Annotated in this window: 19 protein-coding genes; 10 read left to right on the forward strand and 9 right to left on the reverse strand. The window is 42.7% G+C overall.

Annotated features, from left to right (window positions below):
• Positions 1–270 precede the first annotated feature (270 nt).
• From H3U73_RS07610 to H3U73_RS07620, 3 genes are read left to right on the forward strand one after another with little or no spacing between them, the layout of a single operon-like run.
• A complete protein-coding gene (locus H3U73_RS07610) occupies positions 271–1,686 on the forward strand; it encodes an aspartate aminotransferase family protein (RefSeq protein WP_084550173.1) in 1,416 nt (471 codons plus the stop codon).
• 53 nt (positions 1,687–1,739) lie between these two features.
• Positions 1,740–2,828, forward strand: a complete 1,089-nt coding sequence (locus H3U73_RS07615) for a GNAT family N-acetyltransferase (protein ID WP_084550171.1) — start codon at positions 1,740–1,742, stop codon at positions 2,826–2,828.
• Entirely contained in the window at positions 2,821–3,711 is an 891-nt protein-coding gene (locus H3U73_RS07620; protein WP_198190303.1) for an arginase family protein, read from the forward strand. The genes H3U73_RS07615 and H3U73_RS07620 overlap by 8 nt, the downstream gene beginning before the upstream one ends.
• On the opposite strand, the gene H3U73_RS07625 is transcribed toward H3U73_RS07620, so the two are convergent.
• The 6 genes from H3U73_RS07625 to H3U73_RS07650 form a co-directional block, all read right to left on the reverse strand.
• Positions 3,693–4,880, reverse strand: a complete 1,188-nt coding sequence (locus H3U73_RS07625) for a DegT/DnrJ/EryC1/StrS family aminotransferase (RefSeq protein WP_198190304.1) — start codon at positions 4,878–4,880, stop codon at positions 3,693–3,695. The two genes, H3U73_RS07620 and H3U73_RS07625, sit on opposite strands and share 19 nt — an antisense overlap.
• A gap of 30 nt (positions 4,881–4,910) precedes the next feature.
• Entirely contained in the window at positions 4,911–5,321 is a 411-nt protein-coding gene (locus H3U73_RS07630) for a multidrug efflux SMR transporter (protein WP_025329809.1), read from the reverse strand.
• Positions 5,321–5,677, reverse strand: coding sequence for an EamA family transporter (locus tag H3U73_RS07635; protein ID WP_037392850.1), 357 nt, complete (start codon positions 5,675–5,677; stop codon positions 5,321–5,323). Before H3U73_RS07635 ends, H3U73_RS07630 begins: the two co-directional genes overlap by 1 nt.
• Before the next feature lie 34 nt (positions 5,678–5,711).
• Positions 5,712–6,533: a carboxylesterase gene (locus tag H3U73_RS07640; protein WP_096766277.1), complete on the reverse strand. Its 822-nt coding sequence runs from the start codon at positions 6,531–6,533 to the stop codon at positions 5,712–5,714.
• 24 nt (positions 6,534–6,557) lie between these two features.
• Positions 6,558–7,304, reverse strand: coding sequence for an MtnX-like HAD-IB family phosphatase (locus tag H3U73_RS07645; RefSeq protein ID WP_198190305.1), 747 nt, complete (start codon positions 7,302–7,304; stop codon positions 6,558–6,560).
• A gap of 806 nt (positions 7,305–8,110) precedes the next feature.
• Positions 8,111–9,328, reverse strand: coding sequence for a LysM peptidoglycan-binding domain-containing protein (locus tag H3U73_RS07650; protein WP_084550149.1), 1,218 nt, complete (start codon positions 9,326–9,328; stop codon positions 8,111–8,113).
• Between the two features lie 161 nt (positions 9,329–9,489).
• Here H3U73_RS07650 and def point away from each other — a divergent pair, with 161 nt between their 5' ends.
• The 7 genes from def (at position 9,490) to metF (ending at position 17,181) form a co-directional block, all read left to right on the forward strand.
• Complete coding sequence (def, locus tag H3U73_RS07655; RefSeq protein WP_025329805.1) at positions 9,490–9,993, forward strand: peptide deformylase; 504 nt, start codon at positions 9,490–9,492, stop codon at positions 9,991–9,993.
• A gap of 70 nt (positions 9,994–10,063) precedes the next feature.
• On the forward strand, positions 10,064–11,005 hold the full coding sequence (gene fmt / locus H3U73_RS07660) for a methionyl-tRNA formyltransferase (protein ID WP_198190306.1): 942 nt from the start codon (positions 10,064–10,066) through the stop codon (positions 11,003–11,005).
• Positions 11,002–12,255: a 16S rRNA (cytosine(967)-C(5))-methyltransferase RsmB gene (gene rsmB / locus H3U73_RS07665; protein ID WP_198190307.1), complete on the forward strand. Its 1,254-nt coding sequence runs from the start codon at positions 11,002–11,004 to the stop codon at positions 12,253–12,255. Before fmt ends, rsmB begins: the two co-directional genes overlap by 4 nt.
• Complete coding sequence (locus tag H3U73_RS07670; RefSeq protein WP_025329802.1) at positions 12,221–12,817, forward strand: DUF4390 domain-containing protein; 597 nt, start codon at positions 12,221–12,223, stop codon at positions 12,815–12,817. The genes rsmB and H3U73_RS07670 overlap by 35 nt, the downstream gene beginning before the upstream one ends.
• A 5-nt stretch (positions 12,818–12,822) precedes the next feature.
• Positions 12,823–14,925 (forward strand): PAS domain-containing sensor histidine kinase, encoded by a 2,103-nt coding sequence (locus H3U73_RS07675; protein ID WP_084550136.1) that lies wholly within the window; start codon positions 12,823–12,825, stop codon positions 14,923–14,925.
• Entirely contained in the window at positions 14,912–16,183 is a 1,272-nt protein-coding gene (locus H3U73_RS07680) for a sigma-54 dependent transcriptional regulator (RefSeq protein WP_025329800.1), read from the forward strand. Before H3U73_RS07675 ends, H3U73_RS07680 begins: the two co-directional genes overlap by 14 nt.
• A 164-nt stretch (positions 16,184–16,347) precedes the next feature.
• On the forward strand, positions 16,348–17,181 hold the full coding sequence (gene metF, locus H3U73_RS07685; protein WP_025329799.1) for a methylenetetrahydrofolate reductase [NAD(P)H]: 834 nt from the start codon (positions 16,348–16,350) through the stop codon (positions 17,179–17,181).
• A 163-nt stretch (positions 17,182–17,344) separates the two neighbouring features.
• Here metF and H3U73_RS07690 read toward each other — a convergent pair whose 3' ends face one another.
• From H3U73_RS07690 to H3U73_RS07700, 3 genes are all read right to left on the reverse strand, one after another.
• On the reverse strand, positions 17,345–18,073 hold the full coding sequence (locus H3U73_RS07690; RefSeq protein ID WP_025329798.1) for an amino acid ABC transporter ATP-binding protein: 729 nt from the start codon (positions 18,071–18,073) through the stop codon (positions 17,345–17,347).
• Between the two features lie 37 nt (positions 18,074–18,110).
• Complete coding sequence (gene rsmA, locus H3U73_RS07695) at positions 18,111–18,896, reverse strand: 16S rRNA (adenine(1518)-N(6)/adenine(1519)-N(6))-dimethyltransferase RsmA (RefSeq protein ID WP_084550134.1); 786 nt, start codon at positions 18,894–18,896, stop codon at positions 18,111–18,113.
• Between the two features lie 107 nt (positions 18,897–19,003).
• Positions 19,004–19,741: a peptidoglycan DD-metalloendopeptidase family protein gene (locus H3U73_RS07700; RefSeq protein WP_084550132.1), complete on the reverse strand. Its 738-nt coding sequence runs from the start codon at positions 19,739–19,741 to the stop codon at positions 19,004–19,006.
• Positions 19,742–19,754 lie beyond the last annotated feature (13 nt).

The raw sequence follows: 19,754 nt of genomic DNA on the forward strand, positions 1-19,754 counted from the left end.
GGATCATTAAATATTGTTTAGTTTTGTGAATATAAAATTTTATTTGGTTAGGGTGCAATCTATATATTGTCAGTGAATTGCTAAGCCAATATGTTTTACACATTTTCTTTTTTTAAATTAAGTGCAAAGATAATTGAATATTGAGCAGATAATGGTTTTATCAGGTTATTAGGTTTTGTTTGTTACGGTTTTGATGCTTTAGCAGGATATAATAGTATTAATTATGTACTTTTTATTAAGATGTTTTATTTTAAATGAATGGAATAAATGATGAGTAAGCCTAGTGCTCAAATACTTGTAAATCGTCCTGATGATGCACAGTTACTGGCAGATGAAGCAAAGTACTGTTCGTTTGGTGATACGGTACATTATGTGAATCCGCCAAAAATCTTTGATGGCTGCGAAGGCAGCTATATGTACGATAAAAATGGTACGCCTTATCTGGACTTACAGATGTGGTATTCGGCCTGTAATTTTGGCTATGCAAATGAACGGCTGAATGCTGTGCTGAAGCAACAGGTTGATACATTACCGCAATGTGCCAGCCAGTATTTGCATCCTACTAAAATTGAGCTGGCTAAAACCATTGCTCTGGATATGAAACGTAAATTTGGTCATGATGGTCGTGTGCATTTCAATGTCGGTGGTTCTCAGTGTATTGAAGATTCATTGAAAATTATCCGTAATGCATCTGAAGGCCGTTCATTAATGTTTGCCTTTGAAGGTGGCTACCATGGACGTACTTTAGGTGCATCTTCCATTACCTCCAGCTTCCGTTATCGCCGGCGTTATGGCCATTTTGGTGATCGCGCTATGTTTATTCCGTTTCCTTATCCGTTCCGCCGCCCTAAAGGAATGACAGCAGAAGAGTATGGCGAACATTTGGTGGCAGATTTTGCCCGCCTGTTTGAAACAGAATACCATGGTGTGTGGGATCCGAAAGCCGGACAAGCTGAATATGCAGCATTCTATGTGGAACCATTGCAAGGAACAGGCGGATATATTGTACCGCCACGCAACTACTTTAAAGGACTGAAAAAAGTTCTGGATCAATATGGTATTTTGCTGGTTGTTGATGAAATTCAGATGGGTTTTTATCGCACCGGTAAATTATGGTCAATTGAACACTTTGATGTAAAACCAGATATGCTGGTATTCGCTAAGGCACTGACCAATGGCATGAATCCGCTTGGTGGTCTGTGGGCGCGGGAAGAACTGATTAATCCTCAGGTATTTCCGGCTGGTTCTACTCATTCTACTTTTGCCTCAAATCCATTAGGAACAGCGGTAGGTCTGGAAGTATTTAAGATGATGTCCGAAACTGACTATGAAAAAATGGTTATGGAAAGCGGAGCGTATTTCCTTGAGGGCTTAAAAACACTGGAACAGCGCCATAAGGAAATAGGTGAAGTAGACGGTCTGGGGCTGGCTTTACGTGCCGAAATCTGCACAGAAGACGGATTTACTCCGAATAAAGCTCTGGTAGACAAAATGGTGGATATTGGTATGTCCGGCGATCTGGACTGGCAGGGTCAGAAAATGGGGCTGGTACTGGATATTGGCGGTTATTACAAAAATGTCATTACTTTCGCGCCTTCATTACATATTACTAAACAGGAAATTGATCAGGGTATTGAATTACTGGATCAATTGATTACACGTGCTAAAAAAGAGTTAACAGCTTAGGGCTGGTAATGGCAGCCGGCTGATGTTCAGGCTGGCTGCCGTATTAGTAAATTATGAATTATCTGACTCAACTGGAACCGAATGAACTGGTCGACACTTTTCTGACCAGTCCGCCTCAGGATTTTACAGCATGGCAATTAACAAGCGGGGTACCGGCATTTGCTGCACGGTTTGATTTACTGACTACTGCAGAAGCTGATTTTCAGCAAAAAATTCGCCATTGGCCGTTATTTAACTGGTGGCAGCAGTTTCTGAAACCTGAAACTTGTTTTATTGGTACTACTGTATCGGAATATGCGCTGTTTACTCAACAACAATCTGTGCAGCAGTTAGCCGCGGAAATTAAACAGCATTATGGCAAAAAATATCCGCTGCTGATTGTAAAAGATATTCCTCAGCAATCACCATTACTGAATCATCAGGCAAATGAATATGCTGCATCGCTGATACAGGTATTGCAACAAGAAGGATTTATTGCAGTAGAAGGTCAGGCATTAGCCTGGGTACCGATAGATTTTAATGATATTGATGAATATCTAGGCCGTCTGTCTTATCAGCGACGTAAAAACTTCCGGCGTAAATTAAAAACGCAATCGCTGGTAGAAATTGGTTGTCTGCATAGTGGTGATGCCTATTTTCAGAATAAAGCCGTTTTAGATGAGTACTATCGGTTATATTTGAATGTTTATAATCAAAGTGAAATCCATTTTGATTTATTAACCAAAGATTTTTTTGTGCGCCTATTACAGGACAGCAGCAATCAGGCCAGGATTTTTACCTACCATTATCAGCAAGAACTAATTGGTTACAATATCTGTTTTGTTCTGAACGGTATGCTGGTAGATAAATATATCGGTTTTGTTTACCCTCAGGCACGGGAACTGAATCTGTATTATCTGAGCTGGTTTTACAATCTAAATTATGCCAAAGAGCATGGGCTTAAAGTTTATGTCGCCGGCTGGACGGATCCGCAAGTTAAAGCATCTTTAGGTGCACAATTTACTTTTACCAAACATATGGTGTATGTCCGCAATCCTGTTTTAAGAAAGCTACTGGCAAAAATCAGTACTCGTTTCGAACAGGATAAAATCTGGCAGGAAAATAGCAATCAGCCTACTCAGGATAGTAAAAAACATGAATAAAACGGTAATTCTGGATTTTGACCACAGTACAGGATCTATACCAGATGCAGTAAGAATTGAACTTGGTCAATGGCAGGAAGTTATTCGTTTTGGTTGCTCTCAGACCAGTTTTAAGAAATTACAGGCTGAACTGAATCAGCAATTACCCGAACATTATGGTACGGTATTAACCGGCAGTGGCGACTATCATCATATTTCACTATTGTTGATTAACCGTTTACAGCAATTTTTCAGCGCCTCCAATCCGATACAAGTCATTATTTTTGACAATCATCCGGATAATATGCGTTATCTGTTCGGAATTCATTGTGGTTCGTGGGTCAGTTACGTGGCGCAATTGCCTTTTGTCAGCCATGTACATGTATTAGGTATTACTTCAAATGATATAGGGGTGGCACACAGCTGGGAAAACCGGCTGGCGCCATTATTTCAGGGTAAATTAACCTACTGGTGTATGGATGTGCGGGTTGGCTGGGCAAGAACAATTGGTCTGAAACAGGCTTTTCGGGCATTCTCCTCACCAGAAGAGCTGGTAAGCACTTTTATCCGGACACAGCAACATACTAATGAACCTGTATATATCTCGATAGACAAAGATGTTCTGGGTAAAGACGTAGTACAAACCAACTGGGATCAGGGGCGCATGCAACTGGAACATTTATTAACTGTGATTAACGCTATGAATCAGCGGATTATTGGCAGCGATATTACTGGTGAAGTATCTCAGTGGGAATATACCAGCCTGCTAAAACGCTTACTGAGTGCAATGGACAAACAGGAATCTATTCCGGCTACTACACTGACTGCATGGCAGGAAAAACATCATGCTGTTAATCAGCAATTGCTTGCTGCTCTGGCTCATAATCAGCGCACAGCATCCTGAATAACTTCACATATCTGGGAAAATTGAGCATCAGTAAGCCACAGGCTGTTGGTAATAGTTAACATACGTGCAGCAAAATCTTCAGCATTCGGCATGGATGAAGCAGGTACAATCGGCTGCAAATAATCGTATTGAGACAGTGGGTGAATAAATAACCGCGTTACCCCCAGCGGACTAGTCCATAGCTGTTTTAATACAGCATCGCGATGTTGGACTGTAGGCAATAACACCATTAGAAAAGGCCATACACCCCGACCATGCTGATCGACGATTACCTCTATTCCGGAAATACTCTGCAATTGTTCAATACGCTGGAAGGCCTGCTTTTGCAACATATCTAGAAATGCCGGTAAACGCAGGCAAGCATTAGCAGCTACATGCTGACGCCAGCGACTAACCCGATGCATTGGAATATCAAAATCAAAATCATCTCCAACAGCTGCAATCCATTGCTGCCGGCGCAATGCCTTTCTCCTGCCTTGCCCATAAACAAAATGTAAACCGGCAGGATTATACAAAGCAGTATATCCAAATAATTCGAGAGTTCTCAGCAATTCCCATTTGCACCGGCGTGGCAATAATTTCTTGGACATAGCTTGTAAATTACTGCGTAATTGCATATCACTGGCGGTTAACAAACCGCCTTCATACATAGTTAGCCCTTTACCGGCCGCCAGACTGAACAGCACAATATCGCCATGCTGCCCTACTTCTGCACCCAATGCCTGCGCTGCATCCTCTATCACACTAATCTGATAGGACTGAGCCAGTTGTTTAACGGTACTGACATCTGTCACCCGGCCGCCCAAGTGTGTAGGTATCACTGCCAATACCTGCTCATTTAACAGAGTACTTAACTGAGCGATATCCATATCGATACTACCGGGTTTTAAATCACATAACTGTAACTGTAAACCACAATGATGAACGGCCAGCGCAACTAGCGGACAGGTATATGCCGGTACAATTACGATTTTACGCTGTGGCTGTTGCTGTGCCAGTGTTGTTAACGCAATAATCAGTGCTGCTGTACCTGAACAGGTAAGCTGTAAGGGCGGCAGATGCAATTGTTCGCTGACTCTGCTCGTAAGTGACTGACCAGCCGGCCACCAGTCAGACCACTTTAGTGGTAATCCGGCAGTAGGCGGGTTCTCATAGTAGTATGACATATATAATACTAATCTTCTGAACCGGAAAAGTTAACACGGCTCATCATCTTTACTATGCTCTTCCGTTTCAATGATCTCTTTTTCAGCCAGTGCTAAAAAGATAATACCAGCCACAATAAATATCGCGCCGAGGATGCGAATATTTGTAATGTGCTCATGAAACAGAAAAGCTGAAACCAGCATTACCGTAACTACTTCCAGATGCGATGCAGCAAATGCCGGACCAACCGGTGCTTTTTTCAACAGCATCATCCAGGTAAAAAAAGCACCAATATAGCCGGCAATGGCAATATATACCCACGGCTGAGTAAATACGCGGGAAATCCAGTCCCAATCCGCAGCAAGTGGCTGCGCATGAATAGCAGTTAATTTAAAACTGCTCTGCCCCAATGTATCAAATAATAATAAGAGCGCAAAACCAACTATATAAAATTTACGCATTAGGACGCTCCTACCAGTACTACTCCGATGGTAATACAAAACATACCGGCTAACCGGAAACGGGTAAGCTTTTCCTGAAACAAAACCCGTCCTACCAGCATCAGCACGATAATGTTAATTGAGCCAAGTAAAATACCCTGTGACAATGGTACCTGACTTAAAAATGCCAGCCAAAGCAAAAATTCAGCGACATAGGAACCAATCCCAATCCACAACCAGTAATTACTGAACAGATCAATCCAGTAATACCAGCCATTGCGGTTATCTGGCGCAATGGCTGCATATTTAAATGCTATTTGCCCGAGCGTATCAAAACAGATATTGGCAAACCATAAAATGAATACAAGCATCGTCATATAATATTTCCTTTGCTGCGAGATAGATATTCACTTACGCTGTTTGCGCTATATGCTCGAAAAAGGCAACTGATTCATTGATTACTTCGCGCCGCTGGCGATCAATGGTAATCAGGTGATAGCTGTCATCCAGAACGATAAATTTTGTTACTCCGCTGACATATTTTTCTACCAGACGTGCATTAGTTTTGATATTGGCAATATCATCATGACCGGAATGCATAATCAGACAGGGAGCTGTAATCTGCGGCAATTGTCGCCGCACTATTTTGGCCAGTGCCTGCATTTCTGCCAGTGCCGGAAACGGATTACCGGCCAGACCGGCACTGGCACTATCGCCACTGAACATACTGGCAGCAACAGTTGCACGAATACGTTCATCTTTCAGCCCGTACGGTGGTTTCTCTATAAATGAGGTTTTCTGAAATAAATGAAATTTTTTAAAAAACGGTAATAGTACAAAAGATTGTTTTGCCCAGAATGGAATAGACCAGCCATCATAGCTGAATGTTACACCATAGACACCCACACCCTTTACAAGCTCAGGCTGATCGGCCGCCAGTTTCAATGCCAGCAGCGCACCCATCGATAATCCTGCTACAAACAGACAATCGACTTTTTGCTTTAGAAATTGCGCAGCCTCCTGCACACTGGCATACCAATCATGCCAAGTAGTCTGACATAAATCAGCTTCATCACCGCAATGGCCGGCCAACTGCATGGCATAGACAGTAAAACCTGCCTGATGCAGCCCTTTGGCCAGAATACGCATTTCATTGGGTGTACCGGTAAGACCATGTACCAGCAGAACACCGTTGCGATTACCGGGTAAAAAATAGGAAGAGTCTTGAATCATAATTATAAATCAGGTATTAATGCCTTATGCTGGAATCAGGCAGCTATTCTCGGTCGGAGCTTTCAGCAACTCAGGCAAAATGGCAGTAACATCGCTAAAATTCTTGATTGGATAATACGCAATCCGCTGTTGCTGACAAAAATCAATTAATTTATCTTTGGCAAATACCATATCTACTTTATCTGCCACACAAAAATCCGATGTACCATCACCAACATAAAAAATCTTTTGAAAACCAGTCAGTTTCCGGCGGTGCTGACATTTACAATTACCACTGGCTTTAAGGCAGTGATCATTGGCATAAGGAAAATCCAGTGCCCAGTCTTGCTGTTGATTATGCAATAAGCGATTGGCAAAAACCGGTAAAAAGTTCAGATTATACCGCTTAAGGATGGACTGAATGGCATAGTCCAGTCCATCACTGACAATATGTACATTTAAATTTCTGCTTTGTGCAAAGCTGATAAACTCACTAAAAGCAGGATCAATTTTAATTTGTGCCAGCACACTGTCCAACTCAGCCTTACTGGCCTGCATATTAGCAATCTGCTGATGCATGCATTCCCGCGAACCAATAATACCTTCCTGCCACTGCTGCTCAAATAAGGCACATTTCTCATTACCAAAATGATTCAGTAAGGTATCAGTAACATCTTTTTCACTGATGGTTCCGTCAAAGTCACACAATACTGTATACTGACTCAAATCGTTAGCATAAAAAAGTGACTGATGATTTTGCGGGCTTTCCGCAACGGGGAAGAAACAACTCATATTGTTCCATATAAAAAATTACAAATGAAAACAGGCTGGCATTGTAACAAGGAAAATGAAAGATAACGCAAGATGTTTGAATATCTTAGTGTGTAAAGGCTAAACGTAAATAATTTCACTAAATTTTAGCCAATTACCCTAACATGATAATTGGCTAAATATGGCTGATAGATCGGAGATTAAGGGGACTAAATATATATTCTATCAATAGAATAATACCCGTTCACTTTGAACACTAATTTCAGTTTAATATAAAATAAACGAAAATACATGTCAGAAATGTATTTTATACTTTGCTGAAACTCAGATTACCTGTCTGCTACACCAAGCCGCCAAATCTGTCCACAACAGAACTAATCTATACAGATAGCTGATATGTCTAGATATTTTAACCGAATAATTAGTCTATTTTAAAACATTTCTGCCAGAAATTAAACTGACTGGATTTAAGTATCCTTAATGCAATATCAATATCGGAAAGAAGTAAGCTAATAATTGTTATTTTTTCACAATAATTTAAATTATACAGATAATTTATTTAATTCAAATGGCATAGAAGAATCAGATCGGATTCTCAGCAAAGACGATTCAGAAACACATAATTGTTTATCCGATATTTATTATTCTGATAAATATCGGATAATAAGCATAACTGCTATTTTTAGCAGCAGAGAATTTTGATGTCTATGCTTATAGAGAGCAATAGATAAAACTATATAAAATAAAAGTGCGGATATATCCGCACTTTTATTCGATTCATTTCATCAGCAATACATTTTTTACCAATATATTATTCGCTGTTTCAATTAGTGAATTTCTTTGAATGAATTGATCAGGTAAGTTGAGTCCTGTGTAACATCATCCAGATCATGACCCGGGTTCATGACTAAATCTCCTATCTGCACAGCTTGAGATGCGTTAATAATAAGAGCTGAAGACAAATTATCACTTACCCGATAAATCAGTGCCAGACCAACTTCCTCTGCCGGAATACTCAGATATTTAACCACACTGCGTGATTTCTTAGGCTCATTAGATAAATCAGCCTTAAGCTGGCGACTTTTTTTATACAGGCTAACTACGGTACCTTTATCAACTCCGTCATTAGTACCTAAATTCAAAGTAATTGTCTGGTAAGGACCTGCTTCCTGAATACCGTCCATTACAGAAACAATTTTACCTTTAATCTGAGTAGTGGGCGCATGAGGCATCATTTGGAACGGATCATGCTCATCTGTAATTTTTAACAGATAATCACCCTTATTAATTTCTGACGCTGAATTGGTAATAACCATTGGCTGAGCTGTACGCGTAGGAACCTTAATCAGTGATGTCTTACGGGTATAATACTCATCTTCGGGCAAGCTGGCTGCATCCTTTGGACTGCGTTCAGCCAGAGCAGTGTTCTGTCCGGCCAGCGTTGCTGCTTCACCACTAAAACGTACCAGCTGTCCCAGATATTTATGGGTATCAGGATCAGTAATATTCTGTTCTATACGGTAAATCAGATAGCGACCAGGCTCTAACTGACGATCCGCATAGATACGGTCACCTGTAGAATAAATAACCCGGTTATCCGGTCCGGCAATCAGACGTGGTGCCTCTCTGGTTTGTTCTTTACTAATTACTTGCGGATGCTGCATAAACATACGGAAAAAATCGACATCTATGGTACTGATGCCATAACCAGAAGACAGATTACGTATTTGTGGCTGCAGTTTAATGGTTGGAATACCTCCGCTGTTATCAAAACCCAGACGCGGCTGCCCGTTAACATAGCGCAGACTTAAAACCTGTCCCGGATAAATTTTTTGCGGATTCCGAATCTGATCCCGGTTAGAACCCCACAGTTGCGGCCATTGCCAAGGGCTGTAAAGATACTTACCGGATATGCTCCACAAAGTATCACCACTTTTCACTACATATTGTGCCGGTGCATCCGGACGTAATTTTAATTTGGCCATTACCGGTGCAGATATTGCCATACTTAGTGCACACAGCAGAGTTATAATATGTTTATGCATGTAAGGTATCCTTAGGGAGTTTGCTATTTTAAATGATTGTGATATGACATAGTATGGATATTAGTATCAGTTTACCTGAATCCATATCAACAATCTTTAAAAAATCCATATTGCCATCATGTACTCAGGTCAGATTGATTGAACAAGGAATTAAACACATAATGGCCCTCTTAAACATTTTACAATATCCTGATGAGCGTTTACATACTGTTGCGCAACCTGTTACAAAATTTGATGACAGAATTCGCACTCTGGTACAGGATATGGCGGAAACTATGTATCAGGCACGCGGTATCGGACTGGCGGCAACTCAGGTTGATGTGCATGAACGTGTAGTAGTAATGGATCTGTCTGAAGAACGTAATCAGCTGCGTGTATTTATTAATCCGGTTATTACTTACAGAGAAGGTGATACCGAGTACGAAGAAGGCTGTTTATCTGTTCCCGGTATTTACGAGATGGTACACCGCTCTGAGCGCATTACCGTTGAAGCTTATGATGAACATGGTGAAAAATTTACACTGGAAGCAGACGGATTACTGGCCATCTGTATTCAGCATGAACTGGATCACCTAGCCGGCAAGGTATTTGTCGAATATCTGTCGCCACTGAAACAAAACCGTATCAAAACTAAGCTTAAAAAACGCGCACGCGAAAGAATGTAACAAAACCTCCTGTTGTCAGAATTTTTTATTGGCATAGCGATAGCTGTTATGCCTGTTGTGGATTTATTGCATGAAGCCTTCTGTTATTTTCGCCGGAACCCCTGATTTTGCTGCGGCTGCACTCAATGCTATTGTTGCAGCCGGTTTTAACGTACCTCTGGTACTAACCCAGCCAGACCGCCCTAGCGGCCGCGGGTTAAAGTTACAACCCAGCGCAGTCAAAAAAGCAGCACTGACACACGGTCTTACCGTAATGCAGCCAACTACATTAAAAACGGCCGAAATTCAGGCAATATTGGAAAATCAGCAGGCTGATGTCATGGTTGTAGCTGCTTACGGGCTATTACTACCACAGGCAGTGCTTAACATTCCCAGATATGGCTGTCTCAATATTCATGCGTCTCTGTTGCCGCGCTGGCGTGGTGCCGCGCCGATTCAGCGTGCAATTGAAGCCGGCGATCACGAAACCGGGGTATGTATCATGCAAATGGATGCCGGTCTGGATACCGGTTCAGTAATCAGTCGTCATAAATATACGATTAAAACAGACGATACAGCGAGTGAAGTACATGATGCATTAATGCAGCTGGGTGCTGATGCAATTGTTGCTGATTTACAACAAATTAACCAGCTACAGCCAATTCCACAAAGTGAAACAGGCGTTACTTATGCTCATAAATTAAGCAAAGCTGAAGCGCAAATTGACTGGACCCGGCCTGCTGCAGAAATTGTACGAAAAATTCGTGCTTTTAATCCGGTACCCGGAGCATGGACTGTCTGGCAGGATAAACCGCTTAAAATCCGGCGCGCTAAAATAGTTTCATACACAGGCATACCGGGAATGGTTTTACACAGTAATGAACATGAACTGATTGTAGCCTGTGGCAAAGACTCCATCAGTATTGAAGAAATTCAGAAAGCGGGTAGCAAAGCCATGTCTGTAACCGCATTCCAAGCCGGTAATATCTTGCAACAGGGTACATTACTCGCTTCAGCGGAGACTGATGCATGAGTATGGCTCGCGCCCAGCAATTAGCAGCAAATATCATCGGCGAAGTCCTAAACGGATGTAATCTCAATGAAATTCTGATTCAAGTAATACAGCAACATCCTGAACTGTCAGCCTCTGACAGAGCTGCCTTGCAAGATCTTACTCATGGTAGCCTGCGTTATTTAGGTCTGTTGCAACAACTTGTACAGCAAATGACCACAGCTTCACCACCGGCAGATATTCGCCATCTTCTTATCATTGCTTTATACCAATTACATTTTACTCGCAATGCACATCATGCCGTTGTGAATGAAGCTGTGAATCATGCACGCCGATTGCACGGTGGTCGTTACCAGAAACTGGTTAATGCTCTGTTACGGCGCTTTCTACGCGAGCATGAGGACTTATTAGCCAATGCACTTAAACAGGATACAGCCCGTTTCAATCTGCCTGCATGGTGGTTAAACTATCTTAAAAAGCATTATCCTCAGCATTGGCATAATATGGTTACAGCAATGGCTCAGCATCCGCCTATGACATTGCGAGTTAATCGTCGCTATACTGATGCTGAGCAATATCAAACCAAACTGGCCGCAGCCGGTATACCAGCCAGAATTCTCGATACACACAGCATTATGCTGCAACAGGCAGTAGCCGTATCAAAGCTACCGGATTTCGCTTCAGGACATGTGTCTGTACAGGATTTTGGGGCTCAGCAAGCCATTCCTTTGCTCAATCCGCAATCCGGTGAGCGCATTCTGGATGCATGTGCTGCACCGGGTGGTAAAACAGGACATATGCTTGAATGGGCAGACTGCGATGTAACCGCACTGGATATAGATTCGCAGCGTTTTGAGCGCGTACAGGAGAATCTGCAACGCTTGCATCAGCAGGCTCATTTGCATTGTGCCGACGCAAAAGATCTGCACTCATGGTATGATGGCAACACTTTTGATGCCATTCTTGCTGATGTACCCTGTACAGCTTCAGGTGTAGTAAAACGTCATCCTGACATCAAATGGTTACGTCAGTCTCAGGACGGACAAAAAACTGCACTACAGCAGGAAGCTTTACTGGATAATCTGTGGCTTACTTTAAAATCAGGTGGGCGCCTGCTTCTGGCCACCTGTTCGATTTTTACAGAAGAAAACCAGCAACAAGTAACCCGTTTTTTAACCCGACATGCGGATGCCCGCGAGCGTCTCTCACGTATTTTATTACCGAACAGCAGACAAGATGGCTTTTTTTACGCGCTTATCGATAAAATCTAGTCTACTTTTTGCCTGTCTCCTCTGCCTGAGCATTACTGCAGCACTGGCCGAAGGCATAAGCACCACCCGTGCTCAGGCTAATATTACCAGTAATGGTCAGCTTTCCATCAATACACGTTTTAATACCCAGCTGCCCGACCAACTGAAACAGGCTCTGACTCAAGGCGTACCATTAAATTTTGATCTGAACTATCAGTTAACAGCCCCCACGCTCGCTTCTTACCGTAATCGGATTAATAACCTGATTGGCGGTGATAACCTTATACAGTACAAACTCGCTTATCACCCGCTGACTAACCGCTACCGTGTCAGCATGGGTTCCACGTTCTCTACCGAATACAACAGCCTTGATACCGCACTTAGAGCCGTTGGTGCTGTAGCCAACTGGCGCGTCCTGAGCAATGGCACACTCAGTGGTGTCTCTGCGAATGAAGTGCGTGCTGATGTTCGCCTTAGTCTGAGTATCAGCCAGTTACCCAAGCCATTTCAGATTAATGCTCTCACTTCCCATAGCTGGCAATTGGATTCCGGCTGGCATCGTCTAGTCATTAACGCGGACTGACCACAATGAGACGGCTGATTCTGGTCATGGCAGTACTCTGTGTAGTGACCCTGTATGTTCTGGCTGTCGCTACCGGCAACACTAATGTTTTCTCAAAATATTTCTGGTTTGCTTTTGGATTTGCCTCACTACTGGTACTGGCACTGATGCTGATGGCCGGTTCTTATTGGTGGAAATTGCTGCAAAGCCGGCACAGACAGGAGTTCGGTTCCAAAATTGCATTGCGTCTGGCTTCCATGTTTACCCTGGTAGCTGTATTACCCGGTTTATTTCTGTTCGGAGTATCTGCACAGTTTATCTCGCACAGTATTCATTCGTGGTTTGGTAACGATACAGAAGAAGCACTAAACCGCAGTATCAGCCTGAGTAAATCGGCTCTGGATTATGAGCTGGACAACACAGTTCGCCGGGCGGCCAATATTCAGATCGCCCTGATTGCAGCCAATGGTCTGGAACAACCACTAGTACCCGTTCTAGAGAAAAATGGCAAAAGCAGACAGTTCAGTCAGTTAGATATTTATAATTTAAACAATAAACGGCTTGAAGCCGAATATAATCCTCAGCACCTGTCCACTCCTGAACTTAACCCGAATCTGATTCAGCAGTTGCATAATTCAGGCTCTGTCCGTGAGATTGAAAGTATCAATAATATTCTTTATGCACAGGGCTGGCTGCTTTTACCCGGACACAACAGCGATAAAGCCCTGTTTTTCCGCCAGCCAATTCCGGCCAAAGTAGCACGGGATGCAACTCTGATTGAAGCGGCACGGGCAAAATATGGGGAGCTGAGCTTTACTAAACAAAGTCTGCAAACCTTTTTTCTGGCTACATTACTAATGGCTACCCTGCTGTCCATTATTCTGGCTCTGCTGGTGGCGTTATATTTTGCCCGGCAATTTGTTGCCCCTATTCTGTCACTTGCCGATGGTGCCCGTGCAGTGGCCAAAGGTGATCTGGACGTACAACAAACCATTTATCGCAATGATGAGCTGGGAAAATTAACCGGTCTGTTTAATCACATGACAATACAGCTACGGCATTCACGTGAACAACAGGAAGCGGCCAGACATTATCTGGAATATATACTTAATAGCCTGACCACTGGTGTAGTTACCCTCAATCCAGAAGGATGCCTGATTACCTTTAATCAAATGGCGGAGAACATCCTTGGCCAGAATCTGAATCCGATACTCGGGCAAAATATCAGCCAACTTACAGAACAAAGCCCGCAAACAGCAATGCTGGCTGATGTATTTCAACAGATACTGACTACAGAATATCAGAACAAACCGGCGCAAATTACCTATAATCACAAAGATGAGGCTCTGATATTACTAGGGAAGGCCACACCTCTGCCCGAAGACAGCGGTGGCGGTACTGTACTGGTGTTTGATGATGTTACAGCTCTGGTAAGTGCTCAGAAAGAAGCAGCATGGGGTGAGGTTGCCCAGCGGCTGGCACATGAAATCCGTAACCCGCTGACACCAATTCAACTATCTGCCGAACGGCTGGCGTGGAAGCTCAGTGATAAATTAAACGAAGCGGACAGACAAATTTTAAGCCGTGCTACTAATACCATTATCCGTCAGGTAGCAGCAATGAAAGATATGGTTGAAGCATTCCGCAATTATGCCCGTTCACCGGCATTAAAATTCACAAACCTTGATTTAAATGAACTAATACGCGAGGTTTTGGTACTTTATGAAGGTAGTAATTGTACATTTACAGTTAATTTGAGTAAGATAGTAATGAATGTTAACGCTGACAGCGGAGCTTTACGTCAGGTTATTCATAATCTGCTGAAAAATGCAGTAGAGGCAGCTGCAGCATCTGACTCTCCTGAAGTAAGCATACAAACTGAATTAAATAGCGAACATATTCTTTTCTACGTAAGTAATAATGGTAAAACATTTAGTCAGGAGATGTTATTACATGCATTTGACCCTTATGTAACAGACAAACCCGGTGGTACCGGACTGGGATTGCCGGTAGTAAAAAAAATCATTGAAGAACACGGCGGGCGGATCCAAATCAGTAATCAGAAAAACGGACTGGCTTGTGTCAAAATAACCTTACCATTACAGGTGAATAGAAATGCGAAGCAGTGATATTTTAATTGTTGATGATGAAATAGGTATCCGCGATTTATTATCGGAAATCTTGCAGGACGAAGGTTATACCGTCACCACAGCCGAAAATGCCGATACTGCCCGCCAACTACGCCAGCAAACACGCCCTGCGATGGTATTACTGGATATCTGGATGCCTGACTGCGATGGGATTACCTTACTTAAAGAATGGGCAAAATCCGGACAGTTAACTATGCCGGTAGTGATGATGAGCGGCCATGCCAGCATTGACACTGCCATAGAAGCCACAAAAATTGGCGCACTGGATTTTCTGGAAAAACCTATTTCCCTGCAAAAATTACTCAGTACCGTAGACCGTGCTTTAAAATACGGGCAAATGCAGGCTGCTTCCAATCTGACACTGGATAAGCTCGGTCACAGCCCTGCAATTAAAGAATTAAATCAGCAACTGGAACGTATAGCTAAATTCAGTACTCCGGTATTACTAACAGGTGAACTGGGCTCTCCTTTTGAACTGGTAGCACGCTCATTTCATAAAAGCTCAACACCCTGGGTAGAACCGTCCAAAGTAGAACAAATCGTTGATGCTCCTATTGAATTATTACAGAAAGCCACCGGTGGCATACTTTATCTGGGCGATATAGCCCAGTATGGTAAAAGTACCCAGCAAAGTATCGGTTTCATTCTGACTAAAGCAGACCGCTACAACGCTCGCATTATCTGCGTTTGCAGCAGGTCAATTAAAGAAATGATTACTGATCCGTTACAGGATAACAAGCTGCTTAATACCTTGTCATCACTAATTGTTGCTATTCCTCCGTTGCGTTCGCAGCTGGATGATATGGTATTTCTGGTGGAACAAATAACGACCGAACTGGCAGAAAGCCAGAAAATTCCGCCAGTAAAATTCACTACTGCTGCCTTGAATGAATTGCGTCAGTACGACTGGCCGGGTAATCTGGAACAGCTGCGCAGTGTTGTTAAAAGCCTGATGCTCACAGCAGAAAATAACGAAATTGACGTTAATGTTGTCAGTACTATTCTGAATCAGTTCAAACATAACCAGCCTCATGAAACCATGAACGGCTTTAATTTTGATCTGCCTCTGCGTGAACTGAGAGAGGATCTGGAACGACGCTATTTCGAATACCACATAGCTCAGGAAGGACATAATATGAGTAAAGTGGCTCAGAAAGTAGGGCTGGAACGAACTCATCTTTATCGCAAACTTAAACAGCTTGGTATTCAGTTTTCGCGCCGGCAAGCTGAAAAATAAATCAGATAAACAGGATAATAAATTCTCTGCAAATTTTATTATGAATTTTATTCATATTATTTAGCGGATTTTTCAAAGAAAATCTGCAATAAAACATTGATTGAGCATGTCTGAAACGTTATGGTTAGATATCTAACCATAACCTACGGAGAAACTGTTTAATCATGAGTTTTACCCAGTTGAGCTTTGAATTTTTTCCGCCGCGTACTGAAGAGGGACGGCGCAAACTGGCCATCACCCGCAAACAGTTAAGCCAATATCAACCTGAATATTTTTCATGTACTTATGGTGCAGGCGGAACTACACGAGCTGGTACATTGCAAACAATTACCGATATTATGAATGATGGAGTAGCAGCCGCTCCTCATCTGGCCTGTATTGGCGCCAGCCGTGAAGAAATGATCAGCCTGCTCCAAACCTACAAAGACATGGGCATCCGTCATATTGTAGCCTTACGTGGTGACGTTCCGTCAGGCGTGGGCTTCGGACATCAGGGACTGCGCTATGCAAATGAGCTGGTTGCTCTTATCCGCCAGGAGTTTGGTGACTGGTTTCATATTGAAATTGCTGCCTATCCGGAGTTTCACCCTCAATCACGCAGCGCTGAAGATGATATCAATCATTTTGTACGTAAATGTCAGGCTGGTGCCGACTCAGCAATTACCCAATATTTTTTCAATGCAGACAGTTATTTCTGGTTTGTGGACGAAGTACAGGGCAGAGGAATAGATATTCCCATTATTCCCGGCATCATGCCTATTGCCAGCTTTTCCAAATTGGCACGCTTTTCAGAAACCTGTGGCGCAGAGATTCCGCGCTGGTTACGCCTAAAACTTCAGTCTTATGCAGATGATACAGCATCAATTAAAGCACTTGGGCTGGATGTAGTAACTGAAATGTGCGACCATTTGCTTCAGCAGGGAGCACCCAGCCTGCATTTTTATACCCTGAATCAGGCCGGACTTGTATCAACTATCTGTCAGCGATTAGGTTACTAAAACTGAATAATAAATAAAATTAAAATATAAATTTTTTAATACAGTAAAAATGAAATAAGCCCTTATCGTCTTAATGATAAGGGCTGTAAAATCTGATTACTTTTTTATCAGCGAAATTATATGACTGTCTAATTTAAATTAATCACAGCAAAATAATTAATAGCTAATGAGTTAACAACTGATTAAGAAACTGCTGAGCTCTTTCATGTTGCGGACGCTGGAAAAATTCTTCCGGAGTAGCCTCTTCAACAATTTCACCATGATCAATAAATACTACCCGATCAGCTACTTCACGGGCAAAACCCATCTCATGCGTGACCACCATCATTGTCATACCACTAAGCGCCAGATCTTTCATAACTTTCAGCACTTCACCTATCATTTCCGGATCCAGGGCAGAAGTCGGCTCATCAAACAGCATTACTCTTGGTTCCATAGCCAGACCGCGGGCAATCGCAACCCGCTGTTGCTGACCGCCCGACAACTGCTGCGGAAAAGCATCGCACTTATGCGCCAGCCCTACTTTAGCCAGCAGTTCCTTAGCTTTGGCTTCAGCCTGCGCGCGACTTTCTTTTTTCACCTTCATCGGTGACAAAATAATATTTTCCAGAACTGTAAGATGCGGATATAAATTAAAATGCTGAAATACAAAACCAACCTCAGTTCGTACTCGATTTAAATCAGCTTTCGGATCAGCAACATTAATTCCGTCAACCCAGATTTCACCCTGCTGGATTTTTTCCAGCTGATTTACAGTACGAATCAGCGTAGATTTACCGCTGCCAGAAGGACCGCATACCACTACCACCTCCCCCTGACTAACAGTCAGATTCACACCATTAATAACATGCAAATCTTTAAACCATTTATGGACATTCTTAAATTCAATCATGTATTCCCCACATCCTGTAACTGTCTGCATTAATCATTCAGACAGAAGCGCCATTGTGCAACAAATGATTACTTAATGCCACATAAAGCTCTGGCGTAACCCGTTCTGGCCGGCTGCCGGGATCAATACCTACAGCCATCAATGCTGCATCATCTACTGATTCTTTCAGATTATTATGAATAGTTTTACGTCTCTGTTTAAAAGCCTGTTTGACCAATGCAGCAAAATGATTAAAATCCTCAGCAATACCAATGCGACCACACTGCGGAATCATTCGTACCACAGCTGAATCTACCTTTGGTGCAGGTATAAAGGCCTGAGGCGGCACATCAAGTAAATTTTCCATCTCAAAAAAATACTGCAACATGACACTTAAACGCCCGTAATCATTACTGCCTGCTACTGCCACCATACGTTCAACCACTTCTTTTTGCAGCATAAAGTGCATATCTATAATATCATCAGCATACTGACCAAAACGAAATAACAACGGCGTGGAAATATTATACGGCAAGTTACCAACAATCTTTTTTTTGCCGGGTACAGTATTAAAATCAAATTGCAGGACATCGCCCTCATGAATTAATAGCTTTGATGCAAATGGCAGCGTACGTAATCGGGCTACAATATCACGATCAATCTCAATCACATGCAATTTATTGACAGCCATAGCAAGAGGTTCCGTAATTGCGGCCAGACCCGGACCAATTTCAATTACCGTATCCTCAGGCTGAGGGCGAACCGCACGCACAATATCCTGAATAATACTTTTATCCTGCAGGAAATTCTGACCAAAACGTTTGCGGGCACGATGTTCTTTCATAATACTTCCTTCAATTTTGCCCAATTATAAAATAAAACCACCATTCTCAACTTACCAGACCAATCAGTACAACGTACCTGTTAACATCTGCTTTCAGTAGTCTGACGCTAATTTGACAGATAACGTAAAGGATTAACCGCCTTACTATTCACCCGAACCTCAAAATGCAGTTTTACACCAGTGGTTCCGCTATCTCCCATTGTTGCGATTGTCTGTCCGGCCTGAACTTTCTGCCCATTAACAACTTTCAGGGAATCATTGTACGCATAGGCCGTTATCGTACTGTTACTATGCTTAATCAGTACCAGTTTGCCATATCCACGCAGTTCCTCTCCGGCATACTCTACGATACCCGCTGCAGCTGCTTTAACCGGCGTACCACGGCTACCGGCAATATCAATACCCTTTTGCGTCTGACCATTAAATGTACTGATTACTTTGCCCTTCACCGGCCATCGCAAACGAATATCAGGAGCAGCTGTTGTAGTCGTTCCGGTATCCGGTTTAGGTGTAACACGACCAGGCTGTCGTTTTACTCCCGCAGAACCGCCTGATACAGAATTTGGTTTACGTACCCGAATCAACTGCCCCACTTCAATAGCATGAGGATTAGCCAGATGATTCCAGCGAACTAAAGTATTCACATCCTGATTAAATCGCAAACCAATGCGATATAACGTATCTCCGCGCTGTACTCGGTAATAACCATTTTGCGCTCTACCATTCATTACCGGCGCTTTAGCCGGATTATTATTGGCACAGCCGCCCAGCAACAAACAGCCGCCCAGCAACACACTTAAACCGGAACGCCATAATATTCCGCTCAATTTCCATATCTGTATCATTGATTTACCAAAA

The organism is Snodgrassella sp. W8124 (assembly GCF_016100875.1).
GTDB lineage: Bacteria > Pseudomonadota > Gammaproteobacteria > Burkholderiales > Neisseriaceae > Snodgrassella > Snodgrassella alvi.